Below are 17431 nucleotides of genomic sequence, written 5' to 3' on the forward strand. Positions count from 1 at the left end.
AGGAATGTATGTGAATAAGGGACATTTAAATCAAGTTCTGCTGATTACAGATGGCTGCTCCAATCATGGTGAAGACCCGATCGCAATGGCGGCTTTCGCCAAGGAGCAGGGGATTACGGTGAATGTTATAGGAATTATGGAAGAAAACGCGATTGACCAAGAGGCAATGAAGGAAGTTGAAGGCATCGCCATGGCCGGAGGCGGCGTCCATCAAGTTGTGTATGCGTCACAATTGTCTCAGACGGTTCAAATGGTGACGAAAAAAGCAATGACCCAGACGCTGCAAGGTGTCGTCAATCAAGAGCTTAAACAAATCTTAGGGAAAAACGTTGAAATGGAAGAGCTTTCTCCTGAAAAACGCGGCGAAGTGATGGAAGTGGTTGATGAACTCGGCGAAACGGTTCATCTGCAAGTGCTTGTGCTGGTTGATACGAGTGCGAGTATGGCGCCGAAACTGCCGACGGTGAAAGAAGCGCTGATCGATCTTTCCATCAGTTTAAATTCCCGAGCCGGGCAAAATGAATTTGCCATGTGTATATTTCCCGGGAAAAGCCAGGAAGTTGAGCTTGTGCTGAATTGGACGCCGAAGCTTGAATCCCTTTCTGCACTCTTTGCGAAGCTGTCGACCGGCGGTATTACCCCTACGGGCCCCGCTATCCGGGAAGCGACGCAGCAGTTTGAGAGAATCCGCTCAAGAAGGAGCATGTTGGCAGATGATGAACGACGCTTTAACGAGTTTGGCATGTAGTCTGGCACCGGGGACGGCAATTCAGGGCAAATGGAACGGCAAATCCTACAGATTGCTCAAACAGCTTGGAAAAGGGGCTAACGGTATTGTATATCTGGCAGAAGCATCAGGCGGACAGGTCGCTTTGAAAATAAGCAGCGACAGCATGTCTGTTACCTCTGAAGTGAATGTCTTAAAATCCTTTTCAAAGGCCCGGTCGCAAACGATGGGGCCTTCTTTTTTTGATGCGGACGACGCGTTTATTCCGCAGCTGAATAAAAATGTCTCTTTTTACGTGATGGAGTACATAGAAGGGCCGCTTCTTCCGCAATATATCAGCAGTAAAGGAGCGGAGTGGATTCCGGTGCTGATGGTGCAGCTTCTTTCCAGCTTGTCAGTCCTTCATCAGCAAGGGTGGGTTTTTGGCGACCTCAAACCGGAAAATCTCATTGTAACCGGACCACCGGCTGCCATTCGCTGCATTGATGTAGGGGGAACGACAAAACAGGGCCGCGCGATTAAAGAGTATACGGAGTTTTACGACAGGGGCTATTGGGGGTATGGAACAAGAAAAGCAGAACCATCCTATGACCTGTTTGCTGTCGCAATGATCATGATCCACTGTGTCCAGAAGAAAGAGTGCAAAAAGTCAGGACAGCCGAAAGAACAGCTTCGTTCTATCATTGAAGGCCACCCGTTTCTGAATAAGTATAAGAAGGTTCTGTTTTCTGCTTTAAACGGCCAATATCCGTCTGCGGAAGCCATGAAGCATGACATCCTGACGGCGGGACAGAGCGCCGGGAGCAAAAGGAAAGCCGCCGCCAAGCCTAAGCCGCCGCAATCAAAACCGCGGCAGGGCACTGTATCTCAAACGCGGTATAAACCTAAACAAAAACCCGCAAAGCACAATGGTTTGTTTGAAACAACACTTATTTTAATCAGCGTTCTCGCCCTTTATTTCGCTTACATCGTCTTTTTTCTCATCTAATGCCGGCCGGACGCCTGTACTCATGCTTCTTCTTTGCTTGGAGGGAATGAAAGTGATAGGATATGTATATCTTTAAAAAACCTGCTCATTGTGAGGGGGACATTGTGAAAAGCGTGGAAGATTTTTTCAAAACATATCATCTTCAGGCGGAGGGAGAAACGATTATTGCCGGGGTCTCCGGAGGCCCTGATTCAATGGCGCTTCTCAGTATGCTGAATAAGCACTTCGGGCATTCCTCCGTTATCATAGCGGCGCATGTCGACCATCAGTTCAGGGGTCCTGAATCTGAAGAAGATATGAAGTTTGTGCAGTCATATTGCGAAGCGGAACACATCCTCTGCGAAACGGTACAGATTGATGTTTCTGCATACGCAAAGAAGAATAGGCTGAACAAGCAGGCTGCCGCGCGTGATTGCAGATATCAGTTTTTCGAAGATCTGATGGCAAAACACCAAGCGAAGTTTTTGGCGCTGGCTCATCATGGCGATGACCAGGTTGAGACAATGCTCATGAGGCTTGCGAAAGGTACGCTCGGGGCAGGGCTTGCGGGAATGCAGCCCGTCCGCGAATTTGCATCCGGCTGGCTGATCAGGCCTTTCCTCTATGCGGCAAAGGATGAAATCCTTGAATACTGCCGTCAAGAAGGGCTCAGCTACAGAACGGATGAGAGCAATGCAAAAGACGATTATACAAGAAACAGATTCAGAAAGACCGTGCTTCCTTTTTTAAAACAAGAATCACCTGACGTTCATAAAATGTTTCAAAAGGTGAGTGAAGCACTGACAGAAGACGAACAATACCTGCAGTCATTAACGAAAGAACGAATGAATAAGGTTATTACAAGCAAGTCTGACACATCGGTTGAAGTCAATTCCTCTCAATTGCTTGCCCTTCCGATACCTTTACAAAGAAGAGGAGTTCAACTAATATTAAACTATCTTTATGAAAACGTTCCATCGTCGTTTTCCGCCCGCCACATACAGCAGTTTCTCGAATGGGCGGAAAATGGAAGCGCCTCGGGAGTGCTTGATTTTCCGAAAGGGCTGAAGGTGGTCAAATCATATCAGACATGTTTGTTTACATTTGAACAATGGCAATGTGAAAAAGTTCCCTTTGAGCTGCAGCTGCAAGGAGCGGAAGGCGAGACTGCTGTTCTCCCCAACGGCTTTATGATAGAGGTGGCCGATCAGGCTGATCCTCATATCAAAAATGGGAATGCTGTTTTTATGACAAGCAGAAACAAGGTGCAATTTCCTTTAACAATCCGGACGAGAAAAATCGGCGACCGGATCAAACTTAAAGGGATGAATGGCTCGAAAAAGGTGAAAGATATATTTATTGATCATAAACTGCCTCTGCGGGATCGGGACGAATGGCCGATTGTAACGGATGCGAGCGGTGAAATTATCTGGCTGCCTGGCTTGAAAAAATCCATCTTTGACGATCTTGTGATTTCAAACAGTGACCGCATTGTATTACAATATAGACAGCATGAAAAGTGTAGGGGGCAAGCATTAACATGAAACAGGATATCGAAAAAGTGCTGATCTCAGAAGATGAGATCCAGCAGAAAGTAAAACAGCTTGGAGAACAATTAACAAGCGAGTACAGCGACACGTTTCCGTTGGCAATCGGTGTGTTAAAGGGAGCGCTTCCTTTTATGGCTGATCTTATAAAGCATATTGATACATATTTGGAAATGGACTTCATGGATGTATCAAGCTACGGAAATTCCACGGTTTCTTCCGGAGAAGTCAAAATCATCAAAGATTTGGATACATCTGTAGAAGGCCGGGACATCTTAATCATTGAAGATATTATCGACAGTGGGTTAACCTTGAGCTATCTCGTAGAACTCTTCCGATATCGTAAAGCGAAATCAATTAAGATTGTTACCCTGTTGGATAAACCAAGCGGAAGAAAAGCGGACATTAAAGCAGACTTCGTAGGCTTTGAAGTTCCTGACGCGTTTGTTGTGGGTTACGGACTTGATTATGCCGAACGCTATCGCAATCTGCCTTACATCGGAGTATTAAAACCGGCGATTTATGAAAGCTGATCGGCTGCCTGCTTCCGAGATGGTTATCGGTTGTATTGGAATGATTTTCTATGGTACTATTGAACATAGTTGTGCTTACTGTGGGAGGAGGTAAGGAATGAATCGGGTCTTCCGTAATACCATTTTTTATTTACTTATTTTATTAGTAGTAATCGGGGTTGTGAGTTACTTCCAGACTTCAAACCCGAAAACAGAAAATATGTCGTACAGTACGTTTATCAAGAACCTCGATGAGGGGAAAGTTGATAGCGTATCGGTTCAGCCTGTCAGAGGTGTTTATGAGGTAAAAGGACAGCTGAAAAAATACGACAAAGACCAGTACTTTTTAACACATGTTCCTGAAGGAAAAGGAGCAGACCAGATATTTGATGCAATTAAAAAGACGGACGTAAAAGTTGATCCCGCACAGGAAACAAGCGGGTGGGTGACGTTCTTAACGACGATCATTCCGTTTGTCATCATCTTTATTCTGTTTTTCTTCCTGCTCAATCAGGCTCAGGGCGGCGGCAGCCGTGTCATGAACTTCGGGAAGAGCAAAGCGAAGCTGTATACGGAAGAAAAGAAACGCGTGAAGTTTAAAGATGTAGCCGGCGCGGATGAGGAGAAGCAGGAGCTTGTTGAGGTTGTTGAGTTTCTGAAAGATCCTCGCAAATTCGCCGAGCTTGGCGCCAGAATCCCTAAAGGCGTGCTGCTGGTCGGACCTCCGGGAACCGGTAAGACATTGCTTGCGAGAGCCTCAGCCGGTGAAGCGGGCGTTCCTTTCTTCAGCATCAGCGGATCTGACTTCGTTGAAATGTTTGTCGGTGTCGGTGCTTCCCGTGTGCGTGATTTATTCGAAAATGCGAAAAAGAATGCGCCTTGCCTGATCTTCATTGATGAGATCGACGCGGTGGGACGTCAGCGCGGCGCAGGTCTTGGCGGCGGGCATGATGAACGCGAACAGACGCTTAACCAGCTGCTTGTAGAGATGGACGGTTTCAGTGCGAATGAAGGAATCATTATTATCGCTGCGACAAACCGTGCGGACATTCTCGACCCTGCATTGCTTCGTCCGGGACGTTTTGACCGTCAGATTACGGTAGACCGTCCGGATGTCATCGGCCGTGAAGCCGTATTGCAGGTCCATGCGAGAAACAAACCGCTTGATGAAACGGTGAACTTAAAAGCGATCGCTTCAAGAACACCCGGTTTCTCAGGCGCCGATTTAGAAAACCTTCTTAACGAAGCGGCACTTGTTGCTGCCCGTCAAAACAAGAAGAAAATTGATATGCGCGACATTGATGAAGCGACGGACCGTGTCATTGCGGGTCCTGCGAAGAAGAGCCGCGTCATATCGAAAAAAGAACGCAATATCGTGGCGTACCACGAGGGCGGTCACACCGTTATCGGACTTGTGCTGGATGAAGCCGATATGGTTCATAAAGTAACGATCGTTCCGAGGGGGCAGGCGGGCGGATACGCGGTCATGCTTCCGAGAGAAGACCGTTACTTCCAGACAAAACCTGAACTTCTCGATAAAATTGTCGGTCTTCTGGGCGGACGGGTTGCCGAGGAAATTATCTTCGGCGAAGTCAGCACGGGGGCTCACAATGACTTTCAGCGGGCAACGAGCATTGCCAGAAGAATGGTGACAGAGTTCGGTATGTCAGAAAAACTCGGACCGCTTCAGTTCGGTCAATCTCAAGGCGGTCAAGTATTCCTGGGCCGGGATTTCAACAACGAGCAAAACTACAGTGATCAGATCGCTTACGAAATCGATCAGGAAATTCAGCGCATCATTAAAGAATGTTATGAGCGTGCGAAAACCATCCTGACTGAAAATCGCGATAAGCTTGAATTGATTGCTCAGACATTGCTTGATGTGGAAACATTAGATGCGGAACAAATCAAGCATCTCGTGGACCACGGAAAACTCCCTGAGCGCAATTTCTCAGATGACCATCTTCAAAAAGACGATGTGAAAGTAAACATCCTGTCTAAAACAGAAGACGAAAAGAAAGACGAGCCGAAAGAATAGTTCGCTTTCTGATATGAAAACCGCCGGCGTATACCGGCGGTTTTTTTACTGGTTCCGTTTTGTTTACAAAAGAGCCGCAGATCGTGTATGGTATTGTAGAATGTTGAAAATGTTATGATTAGAAACTATTCAAAAGTGGTGATAGAGGTTGTTACTGGTTATAGATGTGGGGAACACCAACACCGTGATTGGTGTATATCATGATGGGGAATTAGAATATCATTGGCGCATAGAAACGAGCAGGCACAAAACAGAAGACGAATTCGGCATGCTGCTCCGTTCCTTATTTGAACATTCCGGACTCATGTTTGAACAGATTGAAGGGATTATCATCTCCTCCGTGGTGCCGCCGATTATGTTCTCTTTAGAAAGAATGTGCACAAAATACTTTCACATCGAGCCGCAAGTTGTCGGCCCGGGAATGAAAACAGGTTTAAATATAAAGTATGACAATCCGAAAGAAGTGGGAGCTGACAGGATCGTCAATGCCGTTGCGGCGATCCAGCAGTATGGCGGCCCCTTAATTGTTGTTGATTTCGGAACTGCGACGACGTATTGCTACATTGATGAAAACAAACAATACATGGGCGGGGCGATTGCTCCCGGCATTACGATTTCAACAGAAGCGCTGTACTCACGTGCGGCGAAGCTTCCGAGAATTGAAATTGCCCGTCCGGACAATATCATCGGCAAAAACACGGTAAGCGCCATGCAGTCCGGCATCCTTTTCGGTTATGTCGGACAAGTTGAAGGTATAGTGAAGCGGATGAAATGGCAGGCAACACAGGAACCGAAAGTCATTGCGACAGGCGGGCTTGCGTCATTAATCGCAAACGAATCAGACTGTATTGATATTGTTGACCCGTTTCTCACTCTGAAAGGGCTGGAAATCATTTATGAGCGAAATCGCGTGGGTCACGTATAGGAGGTAAACGATGGATTATTTAATTAAAGCAATTGCATATGACGGTAAAGTGCGGGCTTATGCAGCCAGAACGACAGATATGGTAAATGAAGCGCAAAGAAGGCATGACACGTGGCCGACGGCATCAGCCGCAATCGGCCGAACGATGACAGCTTCTCTGATGCTCGGAGCGATGCTTAAGGGTGAAGATAAGCTGACAGTCAAAATAGAAGGCGGCGGCCCGATCGGAGCCATTGTCGCGGATGCGAACGCAAAGGGTGAGGTAAGAGCATACGTATCAAACCCGCACGTTCATTTTGACCTCAATGAACAAGGGAAACTGGATGTCAGACGGGCGGTCGGAACTGACGGAACACTCAGTGTCGTAAAAGATTTGGGCTTGCGTGATTATTTTACGGGACAAGTAGAGATTGTCTCGGGTGAACTCGGTGACGACTTCACGTATTACCTTGTTTCTTCTGAACAAGTCCCTTCATCTGTCGGCGTAGGTGTTCTAGTAAATCCTGATAACACCATTCTCGCTGCGGGCGGGTTCATCATTCAGCTTCTTCCGGGGACTGATGAAGAAACCATTTCAACAATTGAAAAGCAATTATCTCAAATCGAACCGATTTCAAAATTGATTCAAAAAGGCCTGACACCGGAAGAAATCTTAGAAGAAGTTCTGGGTCAAAAACCGGACGTTCTCGAAACAATGCCGGTCAAATTTCACTGTTCTTGTTCAAAAGATCGATTCGAAACGGCCATTTTAGGACTAGGCAAAAAAGAAATACAAGATATGATAGAAGAAGACGGAAAAGCCGAAGCGGTTTGCCATTTTTGTAATGAGAAATATTTATTTACAAAAGAAGAACTGGAAGAGCTTCGTGACGAAACAACCCGCTAGCTCTTTAGCGGGTTGTTCTATTTTATAAAAGGGATGGGGTAGATTTTGAAATCGAGAACACTTTTGACGATTATTGTAGCGGCGCTGTTAGTATGCAGTGTGACAGTGGCGTATAAGTTAACAAAATCCCAAGCCGCAGGGTCATCTGAAGAATCCATCGCGACAATCGGTGATAAACATATCACACGGCAAGACTGGATGAAAAAGATGGAAGACGAGTACGGAAAATCAACTCTGGAAGACATGATTAATGAACAAGTAGTGAAAGAGCTTGCGAAAAAGAATAAACTCACAGTTTCAAACAGCGAATTGGAGCGGGAGTTTCTTTTAATCAAAGCGGTGAATAATTCATTTTATGAAGACAGCCATATTACCGAAAAAGAATGGAGAGACCAGATCCGCTACAACATTCTTCTTGAAGAACTGCTGACGAAGGACATCGATATATCGGATAAGGAAATGCAATCATTTTATAATAAAAATAAAGAATTGTACCATTTCGATGATTCCTACAGAATCCGGCACATCGTCGTCAAAAACAAAGATGAGGCGGACAGGGTGCTTGCTGATTTGAAAGGCGGTTCCAGCTTTGAAGCCGTCGCCGCTGAGCGTTCCACGGACAGATACACGTCACAGTATGGCGGAGACCTCGGCTTTGTGACAGAAAACCAGGAAAATATCCCGCAGGCGTATATCACAGAAGCTAAAAATCTTAAAGAAGATGAATGGTCCGCTGAACCGATTAAAGTTTCTTCAGGATACGCCGTCATTCAGCTGAAAGAAAAGCTTAAAGCGAGAACTTTCTCATACAATGAAGTGAAGAGCCAAATCAGACGCCAGATCGCGATGGATCAATTAGGTGACAAGGCGACAGTCAAAACGCTGTGGAAAGAGGCGGGGGTCTCTTGGTTCTACGGGGAAAAAAGAACTAAATGATTGACAAAAAATTTTGAAATTGATAACTTATATTTATAATACCAATAAATTTAGTCGGAAATTGAGGTGTCCAACATGGTGCGTATTGCAAATTCTATTACTGAACTAATTGGAAATACTCCTATTGTGAAATTGAATCGCCTGACGGATGAAAACAGCGCAGATGTATATCTGAAGCTTGAATACATGAATCCGGGCAGCAGCGTAAAAGACCGGATCGGAGTGGCGATGATAGAAGCGGCTGAAAAAGAAGGAAAATTAAAAGCCGGCGACACAATCATTGAACCGACAAGCGGAAATACAGGGATCGGTCTTGCGATGGTGGCAGCGGCTAAAGGTCTCAGAGCCATTCTCGTTATGCCTGATACAATGAGTATGGAGCGACGCAATCTGCTGCGTGCATACGGAGCGGAACTTGTGCTGACTCCCGGCGCAGAAGGAATGAAGGGCGCCATTAAAAAGGCGGAAGAACTTGCCGAGGAACACGGATACTTTGTGCCTCAGCAATTCAACAATGCGGCAAACCCGGAAATTCACCGCCAAACGACGGGGAAAGAAATCGTAGAACAGTTTGGTGACGACCAGCTTGATGCGTTCGTGGCCGGAATCGGTACCGGCGGAACCATCACGGGAGCGGGCGAAGTGCTGAAAGAAGCATATCCATCCATCAAAATCTATGCGGTAGAGCCGGCGGATTCTCCGGTTCTTTCCGGCGGAAAACCGGGCCCGCATAAAATTCAGGGTATCGGAGCGGGATTTGTCCCTGAAACATTGAATACGGATATCTATGATCAAATCATTCCCGTCAAAAACGAGGATGCATTTGAATATGCCCGTAAAACGGCAAAAGAAGAAGGGATTCTCGGCGGCATTTCTTCCGGAGCGGCCATTTACGCGGCACTGGAAATCGCGAAAAAACTGGGGAAAGGCAAGAAAGTGCTTGCGATCATCCCTAGTAACGGAGAACGTTACTTAAGCACACCGCTTTATCAGTTTGAATAGAGACATACACACGGCTCCCGGCTGTATCCGGGAGTTTTTTTGTGCCTGAAGCATCGAAAATCCAAAAAACGTTTCGAATTTTATGGTTGGAAGTGAAATTCACTTTTTTCACCAGTGTGATTGCTTTAAAATAAAACTACAGTAAAACGAAGCAGAGGATTGATATGATGGCACAACGCAGACCGGCAGGAAGAAAAATACCTTTTACGAAACAAGCATTTTTACAGCGATATGAAAACCTTTCGAAATCGAGAAAACGGCATGTTCTGCTCGAAAGCGCGAGAGGGGGAAGATTCAGTATAGCCGGTCTAGATCCGATTGCGTCCGTCAGAGGGAAAGACGGAATTACAACGATCAAGCATGAGGGGGAAACACTGTTTAAAGAAGGTGACCCGCTGCGGGCCTTTCATGAATGGTTTGGAACGCTCGGAACGGAAACAAACGTTGAGTTTCCGGACTTTCAGGGCGGTGCGATTGGTTTTATCAGTTACGACTACGCCCGATATATTGAGAATTTTAAGATGCTGTCGTTAGATGATCTGGAAACACCTGATATTTACTTTCTTGTTTTTGATGATGTGGCCGTTTATGACCATGAGGAAGAGGCGTTATGGCTCATTACCCATACTGAAGCGGAAGAAGCGGATCTTGCGGAAGAAAAGCTGTCCGGCTTAGAGGACATGTGGTGTTCCCTCCAAACGGCGGACGAGCCTTTTTCACCGCTGAATCGGAATGGGGACGGATCGTACGCCGCTCCGTTCACTGAAGAAGGATTCTCGCAGGCTGTAGAACAAATTAAACAATATATCGCGAGCGGCGATGTGTTCCAGGTTAATTTGTCCATCAGGCAGTCTCAGTCCTTATCCGTTCATCCGTATGAGGTGTATAAACACTTGAGAAACGTCAATCCGTCTCCTTACATGGCCTATCTCGAGACACCGGGGTTTCAAGTGATATGCGGGTCGCCGGAGCTATTGGTGACAAAGAAGGGGAAGAAGCTTGAAACGAGACCGATCGCGGGTACGCGTTCAAGAGGAAAAGACGATGCTGAAGACAAGGCCTTGGCTGATGAATTAATTCACAACGAAAAAGAACGTGCGGAACACGTCATGCTTGTGGATCTTGAGCGCAATGACCTCGGGCGCGTATCGCGCTACGGCTCCGTGCGGGTTAACGAATTTATGGCGATCGAAAAGTATTCCCACGTCATGCATATCGTGTCAAACGTACAGGGAGAGCTGCAGGACGGATATGACGCGACAGACATTATTCATGCGGTGTTCCCGGGGGGCACCATCACGGGAGCGCCCAAAGTGAGAACGATGGAAATTATAGAAGAGCTTGAGCCGACAAGACGGGGGCTTTATACTGGATCTATAGGCTGGTTCGGATTCAACGGAGATCTGCAGTTTAACATTGTGATCCGGACGATCTATGCAGCCGGCGGACATGCTTTTATGCAGTCCGGTGCAGGAGTGGTCATTGATTCGGTTCCGAAGCATGAATACAAGGAATCGTTCAAAAAAGCTTTTGCGATGAAAAAGGCGTTAGAGCTGAGCGAAGAAGAGACAAAAAATCAGACGAGGTGAGCAGAGATGATTTTAATGATTGACAATTATGATTCATTTACGTACAACTTGGTTCAATATTTGGGTGAGCTCGGGGAGGAACTGATCGTCAGACGGAATGACGAGATTACGATTGAGCAGATTGAAGAGCTGGGTCCGGACTTCTTAATGATTTCACCCGGGCCGTGCAGTCCTGATGAAGCGGGGATCAGCCTCGAAGCCATCAAACATTTTGCCGGCAGTATTCCTGTTTTCGGCGTATGTCTCGGGCATCAGTCGATTGCGCAAGTATTCGGCGGCGACGTCGTCAGAGCAGAGCGGCTCATGCACGGCAAAACGTCAGAAGTTATGCATGACGGAAAGACGATTTTTAAAGGCCTGCAAAATCCGCTGGTCGCCACCCGGTATCATTCACTTATTGTCAAAGCGGACACGCTGCCGGATTGTTTTACGGTATCCGCTCAAACCAAAGAAGGAGAAATTATGGCAATCCGCCATAATGAGCTTCCTGTTGAAGGTGTTCAGTTCCATCCGGAATCCATCATGACCTCCTTCGGCAAAGAGATGCTCAGAAACTTTATAGAGACACACCGCAAAAAGGAAGTGACGGTGTGATTATATATTTGAATGGTCAATATATAGAGGAGAAAGAAGCGGCGCTTTCTCCTTTTGACCATGGTTATCTGTACGGGATCGGCGCGTTCGAGACGTTCAGGCTTTACAGCGGCCGGCCGTTTCTGCCGGATGCGCATGTCGCCAGGCTCAACAGGGCGCTTCGGGATCTGCAGATTGCATATGAGGTGAACAAACAGGAACTGCTTAATATGCTTCGGAGACTGTTGCTCCTCAATGACATAAAGGACGGCAGCGCACGTGTCCGGCTTAACATCTCGGCAGGCGTCAGCGATAAAGGGTTTGCCGCGCAGACTTATGAAAAGCCGACCGTCCTTTGTTTCGTCAACCGGCTCAATCCGGAAACTCTGCCTGTTCAAAAAGAAGGCAGGCTTCTCTCTATCAGGAGAAATACGCCTGAAGGATATTTCCGGTTAAAATCCCATCACTATTTAAACAACATGTATGCTAAACGGGAGATCGGGAATGATCCCAATCTTGAAGGCATTTTCCTGACCGGAGAAGGGGATGTCGCGGAAGGCATTGTCTCCAACGTGTTTTGGCGAAAAGGAGACAAGGTCTTTACACCATCCTTGGATACGGGCATTCTCGACGGCGTAACGAGACAGTTTGTTATTGATGAATTGAAACGGCAGGGGACAGAAGTCACCGAAGGCCGATTCCGTTTTCAATCAATGCTTGAAGCGGATGAAGCATGGTTGACAAACTCCGTGCTTGAAATCATCCCGTTTTCTAAAATAGAGGAAGTGCCGCTGCCCGGAGTGAGCGGAAAAACGGTGCAATTGCTCCGTAAGCAGTATCAGCAGGAAATAAACAAAATGAATGTACAGGAGGAGGAACAAAATGGCGCAGCAAACAATTGAACAGCCTAAACTGATTCATACAAAAAAAGGCGCTCTGTCCTATAAAGAGAAGACGCTCATTATGGGGATATTAAATGTAACGCCAGACTCCTTCTCTGACGGCGGTAAATACGACAGTACGGAAAGGGCGCTTCTGCATGCGGCGAAGATGGCTGAAGAAGGGGCGCATATCATAGATATCGGCGGCGAATCGACAAGGCCCGGCGCATCACTCGTGTCGGCTGATGAGGAAATGTCACGAGTCATCCCCGTCATAGAACGGATTACAAGCGAGCTGGACATTCCGCTTTCAATCGATACGTACAAAGCGTCCGTGGCAGATGAAGCAGTCAAAGCGGGAGCCTCTATCCTTAATGACATCTGGGGGGCGAAAGGTGACCCTGACATGGCGTCAGTAGCCGCCGCACACGGGGTTCCGATTATCTTAATGCATAATCGCATGGAAAGAAACTACAACGATCTTATTCCTGATATGCTTGCAGACTTGATGGAAAGCGTAAAAATTGCCGCAGAAGCCGGCGTCACAGATGAAAATATGATTCTGGATCCGGGGATCGGCTTTGCGAAAAACTATGAGGACAATCTGGCTGTCATGAACAAGCTGGAGGTGTTCAGCGGGTTAGGTTATCCGCTGCTCCTGGCGACATCGAGAAAAAGGTTCATCGGCCGTGTGCTTGACCTTCCCCCTGAAGAACGTGCCGAGGGAACGGGAGCGACAGTATGCCTTGGCGTCCAGAAAGGCTGCGACATTGTGAGGGTGCACGATGTCAAAGAGATCGCAAGAATGACTAAGATGATGGATGCTATGTTGAACAAAGGAGGCGCACATTATGGATAAAGTATATGTGGAAGGTATGGAGTTTTACGGATATCACGGCGTGTTCGAAGAAGAAAACAAACTCGGCCAGCGCTTCAAAGTAGACCTGACTGCCGAACTGGATTTGAGCAAAGCGGGAAAAACGGATGACCTTTCTTATACCATTAACTATGCGGAATTGTACAGTGTCTGCCGCGGCATCGTTGAGGGCGAGCCCGTTAATTTGGTCGAGACCCTTGCGGAACGGATCGCAGACACCGTCCTTGAGAAATTTGAGCCGGTGCAGCAATGTACGGTAAAGGTTGTTAAGCCTGACCCGCCGATTCCTGGCCATTATAAATCAGTAGCCATAGAAATGACGAGAAAGAAATCATGAACAATACGGCATATATCGGCCTCGGTTCCAATATGGGCGACCGTGAACATTATTTGCGCCAGGCAGTGGCCATGCTCAGCCGCCATCATGGCGTGACGGTGTCAAAGGTGTCCTCCATATATGAAACAGATCCTGTCGGCTATGAGGATCAAGATCAGTTTCTTAATATGGCGGTTGAAGTGAAAACGGCGTTATCTCCTTTTGAACTTCTTGACGTAACGCAGAGCATTGAAGCTGAATTAGGCAGAACGAGAGAGATTCGCTGGGGACCGCGGACGGCAGACCTTGACATTTTGCTGTATAATCGTGAAAATATTGAAACAGAGCGGCTGATTGTTCCGCATCCGAGAATGTATGAGCGCTTATTTGTCCTTGCGCCGTTAAAAGAAATATGTCCGCAGGCGGATCATATCACGGTAAGCGCTGAAACAAACCAAGAAGGTGTAAGAGTATGGAAGCAGAAATCTGGGGTAGGCGAATTCGTGCATTCAGAAAGCTGAAAGGTTATACTCAAGAAGGATTTGCAAAAGCATTAGGTGTATCAGTTTCTATTGTCGGTGAAATTGAACGCGGAAACCGATTGCCATCAGATGCCATCATTCAAGATGCGGCAGATGTTTTAAATATAAGTGCGGACGAATTGGCCCCGCCTGAAAAATAGACAAATGAAAGGAGGGGAAAAATGTTTAAAATCGGTGATATTCAATTGAAAAACCGGGTTGTGCTTGCCCCTATGGCCGGTGTCTGCAACTCAGCGTTCAGATTGACTGTAAAGGAATTCGGAGCCGGATTGGTATGCGCTGAAATGGTCAGTGACAAAGCGATTCTTTACAACAACGCCAGAACAATGGGGATGCTTTACATTGATGAACGTGAAAAACCGCTCAGCCTTCAGATTTTTGGAGGGAAAAAGGAAACCCTTGTAGAAGCGGCGAAATTTGTAGATCAAAACACGACTGCTGATATTATTGATATTAACATGGGATGTCCCGTACCCAAGATTACAAAATGTGATGCGGGCGCCAAATGGCTTCTCGATCCTGATAAGATTTATGAAATGGTATCCGCAGTAGTAGATGCTGTTGATAAGCCGGTTACAGTGAAGATGAGAATGGGTTGGGATGAAGAGCACATCTATGCGGTGAAAAACGCCCAAGCCGTTGAACGTGCCGGCGGAAAAGCCGTTGCCCTGCACGGCCGCACAAGAGTGCAAATGTATGAAGGCACTGCGAACTGGGATATCATTAAAGAAGTGAAGCAATCCGTCTCCATTCCCGTCATCGGAAACGGTGATGTCAAAACGCCTCAGGACGCGAAACGCATGCTTGAGGAAACAGGAGTTGACGGCGTCATGATCGGCCGGGCCGCACTCGGCAACCCGTGGATGATTTACCGTACGGTGCACTACCTTGAAACCGGTGAGTTAAAAGACGAACCGAAAGTCCGTGAAAAAATGTCGGTATGCAAGCTGCACTTAGATCGCCTGATTAAGTTAAAAGGCGAAAATGTGGCAGTCAGAGAAATGAGAAAACACGCTGCCTGGTACCTGAAAGGTGTCAGAGGCAATGCGAATGTACGCAACGAAATTAACCAATGTGAGACGCGTGAAGAAGTTGTGCAGCTTTTAGATGCATTTACCGCCGAAGCAGAGGCAAAAGAGCTTCAAGATGCAAAAGTAGGTTAATATACACCCTCTATTGCTGCTCACTGCCAGCTTACCGCTGGCAGTTTTTCTGCTTTTTCGTGAAAACAAAATGTAACGGAGTGATACCAATGAGTCAAGAAGAGCAAAATCATGAGGAATTGAACGACCAGCTGCAAGTCAGACGAGATAAAATGAACCAGCTGAGAGAAAACGGCATTGACCCTTTCGGCGAACGTTTCGAGAGAACGCATCAATCTCAACAGATCATTGACGCCTACCAGGAGCTTTCTAAAGAAGAACTGGAAGAAAAAGCGATCGAAGTGACCATTGCAGGCCGTATGATGACAAAGCGCGGAAAAGGGAAAGCCGGCTTTGCGCATCTGCAGGACTTAGAAGGTCAAATTCAAATTTACGTAAGAAAAGACAGTGTCGGCGAAGAACAATATGAAATCTTTAAATCTTCAGACCTCGGAGACGTTATCGGCATCACGGGGAAAGTTTTCAAAACAAACGTAGGCGAGCTTTCTATCAAAGCGACATCTTTTGAACTGCTGACAAAAGCACTGCGTCCTCTTCCTGATAAATATCATGGGTTAAAAGACGTTGAACAGCGTTACCGCCAGCGCTATCTCGATCTCATCGTAAACCCTGACAGCAAACAAACGTTTATCACACGCAGCAAAATCATCCAAGCGATGAGAAGATACTTAGATGACCATGGATACTTAGAAGTTGAAACACCTACGATGCACAGCATACCGGGAGGAGCGTCTGCACGCCCGTTCATCACGCACCATAACGCGCTCGACATGCCTCTTTATATGCGTATTGCGATTGAACTGCACCTAAAACGCCTGATTGTCGGCGGATTGGAAAAAGTCTACGAAATCGGCCGTGTGTTCCGTAATGAAGGTGTTTCTACACGCCACAACCCTGAATTCACGATGATCGAGCTGTATGAAGCGTACGCCGATTATAAAGATATTATGAGCCTTACGGAAAACCTCGTTGCACATATTGCGCAGGAAGTGCTTGGAAGCACCACAATCCAGTACGGAGAAGAGCAGATTGATCTGAAACCTGAATGGAAACGACTCCACATGGTAGATGCGGTCAAAGAAGCGACAGGTGTAGATTTCTGGAATGAGATGACTGTTGAAGAAGCGCGCGGTCATGCAAAAGAGCATGGTATCGAGATCACAAATTCAATGACGGTAGGTCATATCATTAATGAATTCTTCGAACAAAAAATTGAAGAAACACTCATTCAGCCTACATTTATTTACGGCCACCCTGTAGAGATTTCTCCTCTTGCTAAGAAAAATCCGGAGGACCCTCGCTTTACAGACCGTTTTGAGCTGTTTATCGTCGGCCGTGAGCACGCTAATGCGTTTACGGAGCTGAATGACCCTATTGACCAGAGGGAACGCTTTGAAGCGCAATTAAAAGAAAGAGAAGAAGGAAACGATGAAGCGCATATGATGGATGAAGACTTCGTTGAAGCTCTTGAATACGGCATGCCGCCGACCGGGGGATTGGGTATCGGTATCGACCGCCTTGTCATGCTGTTAACAAATGCTCCGTCTATCAGAGACGTTTTATTATTCCCTCAAATGAGACAACGCTAATAAAAGGGAAGGCGCCGTTTCTGCTTATCGCAGTACGGCGCTTTTTTAGAAACAAGCCGCTCGTAAAACTTTTTTGATTTTCTTTTAAAAAACTATTGCACTATTATTTGCGAGGTGGTATATTATTATTCGTTGCCGCTAAACAAGGCGCTGACGAAAAAAAGAAATTTAAAAAGTTGTTGACTTCAAGAGATTGATAAGATATAATAATAAAGTCGCTTGGACGAAAGACAAAATGATCTTTGAAAACTAAACAAGACAAAACGTACCTGTTAATTCAAAGTTTTAAATAAATCGCACAGCGATGTGCGTAGTCAGTCAAACTACTTTATCGGAGAGTTTGATCCTGGCTCAGGACGAA

At 46.5% G+C, this 17431-nt stretch carries 18 protein-coding genes; all 18 read left to right on the forward strand.

Translation table 11 applies throughout. The features are described 5' to 3' along the window. Positions 1-10: 10 nt before the first annotated feature. Complete coding sequence (locus tag OQ477_RS20320; protein WP_004264624.1) at positions 11-748, forward strand: VWA domain-containing protein; 738 nt, start codon at positions 11-13, stop codon at positions 746-748. Next, positions 714-1715 carry a protein kinase domain-containing protein gene (locus tag OQ477_RS20325; protein ID WP_014304202.1) on the forward strand — a complete coding sequence of 334 codons (1002 nt, stop codon included), beginning with the start codon at positions 714-716 and terminating at the stop codon, positions 1713-1715. Before OQ477_RS20320 ends, OQ477_RS20325 begins: the two co-directional genes overlap by 35 nt. 104 nt (positions 1716-1819) lie before the next feature. Next, complete coding sequence (tilS, locus tag OQ477_RS20330) at positions 1820-3238, forward strand: tRNA lysidine(34) synthetase TilS (RefSeq protein WP_265973571.1); 1419 nt, start codon at positions 1820-1822, stop codon at positions 3236-3238. Continuing rightward, positions 3235-3774, forward strand: coding sequence for a hypoxanthine phosphoribosyltransferase (gene hpt, locus OQ477_RS20335; RefSeq protein WP_004264611.1), 540 nt, complete (start codon positions 3235-3237; stop codon positions 3772-3774). The genes tilS and hpt overlap by 4 nt, the downstream gene beginning before the upstream one ends. Positions 3775-3871: 97 nt before the next feature. Continuing rightward, the gene (gene ftsH, locus OQ477_RS20340; RefSeq protein WP_007615201.1) at positions 3872-5791 is read left to right on the forward strand and encodes an ATP-dependent zinc metalloprotease FtsH; all 1920 of its coding nucleotides are present in this window, start codon (positions 3872-3874) and stop codon (positions 5789-5791) included. 148 nt (positions 5792-5939) lie between these two features. Continuing rightward, a complete protein-coding gene (locus OQ477_RS20345; RefSeq protein ID WP_007409940.1) occupies positions 5940-6716 on the forward strand; it encodes a type III pantothenate kinase in 777 nt (258 codons plus the stop codon). Between the two features lie 10 nt (positions 6717-6726). After that, positions 6727-7602, forward strand: a complete 876-nt coding sequence (gene hslO / locus OQ477_RS20350; protein ID WP_004264606.1) for an Hsp33 family molecular chaperone HslO — start codon at positions 6727-6729, stop codon at positions 7600-7602. 45 nt (positions 7603-7647) lie between these two features. Continuing rightward, entirely contained in the window at positions 7648-8538 is an 891-nt protein-coding gene (locus OQ477_RS20355) for a peptidyl-prolyl cis-trans isomerase (RefSeq protein WP_105938184.1), read from the forward strand. Between the two features lie 75 nt (positions 8539-8613). Further along, positions 8614-9540 (forward strand): cysteine synthase A, encoded by a 927-nt coding sequence (cysK, locus tag OQ477_RS20360; protein WP_007615206.1) that lies wholly within the window; start codon positions 8614-8616, stop codon positions 9538-9540. Between the two features lie 167 nt (positions 9541-9707). Then, a complete protein-coding gene (pabB, locus tag OQ477_RS20365; protein WP_024084798.1) occupies positions 9708-11129 on the forward strand; it encodes an aminodeoxychorismate synthase, component I in 1422 nt (473 codons plus the stop codon). A 6-nt stretch (positions 11130-11135) separates the two neighbouring features. Further along, positions 11136-11723: an aminodeoxychorismate/anthranilate synthase component II gene (gene pabA / locus OQ477_RS20370; protein ID WP_038456701.1), complete on the forward strand. Its 588-nt coding sequence runs from the start codon at positions 11136-11138 to the stop codon at positions 11721-11723. Next, a complete protein-coding gene (pabC, locus tag OQ477_RS20375) occupies positions 11720-12604 on the forward strand; it encodes an aminodeoxychorismate lyase (RefSeq protein ID WP_038456703.1) in 885 nt (294 codons plus the stop codon). The genes pabA and pabC overlap by 4 nt, the downstream gene beginning before the upstream one ends. Further along, complete coding sequence (gene folP / locus OQ477_RS20380; protein ID WP_082999161.1) at positions 12585-13442, forward strand: dihydropteroate synthase; 858 nt, start codon at positions 12585-12587, stop codon at positions 13440-13442. The genes pabC and folP overlap by 20 nt, the downstream gene beginning before the upstream one ends. Continuing rightward, positions 13435-13797, forward strand: coding sequence for a dihydroneopterin aldolase (gene folB, locus OQ477_RS20385; RefSeq protein WP_003150671.1), 363 nt, complete (start codon positions 13435-13437; stop codon positions 13795-13797). Before folP ends, folB begins: the two co-directional genes overlap by 8 nt. Continuing rightward, on the forward strand, positions 13794-14297 hold the full coding sequence (gene folK / locus OQ477_RS20390) for a 2-amino-4-hydroxy-6-hydroxymethyldihydropteridine diphosphokinase (RefSeq protein ID WP_032872206.1): 504 nt from the start codon (positions 13794-13796) through the stop codon (positions 14295-14297). The genes folB and folK overlap by 4 nt, the downstream gene beginning before the upstream one ends. Next, complete coding sequence (locus OQ477_RS20395; RefSeq protein ID WP_032872207.1) at positions 14249-14458, forward strand: helix-turn-helix domain-containing protein; 210 nt, start codon at positions 14249-14251, stop codon at positions 14456-14458. The genes folK and OQ477_RS20395 overlap by 49 nt, the downstream gene beginning before the upstream one ends. 21 nt (positions 14459-14479) lie before the next feature. Then, a complete protein-coding gene (gene dusB, locus OQ477_RS20400; protein WP_007409948.1) occupies positions 14480-15481 on the forward strand; it encodes a tRNA dihydrouridine synthase DusB in 1002 nt (333 codons plus the stop codon). A gap of 89 nt (positions 15482-15570) precedes the next feature. Further along, the gene (gene lysS, locus OQ477_RS20405; protein ID WP_265973572.1) at positions 15571-17070 is read left to right on the forward strand and encodes a lysine--tRNA ligase; all 1500 of its coding nucleotides are present in this window, start codon (positions 15571-15573) and stop codon (positions 17068-17070) included. Positions 17071-17431: the final 361 nt, after the last annotated feature.

Origin of the sequence: Bacillus sp. ChL18 (assembly GCF_026241425.1) — a bacterium.
GTDB lineage: Bacteria > Bacillota > Bacilli > Bacillales > Bacillaceae > Bacillus > Bacillus velezensis.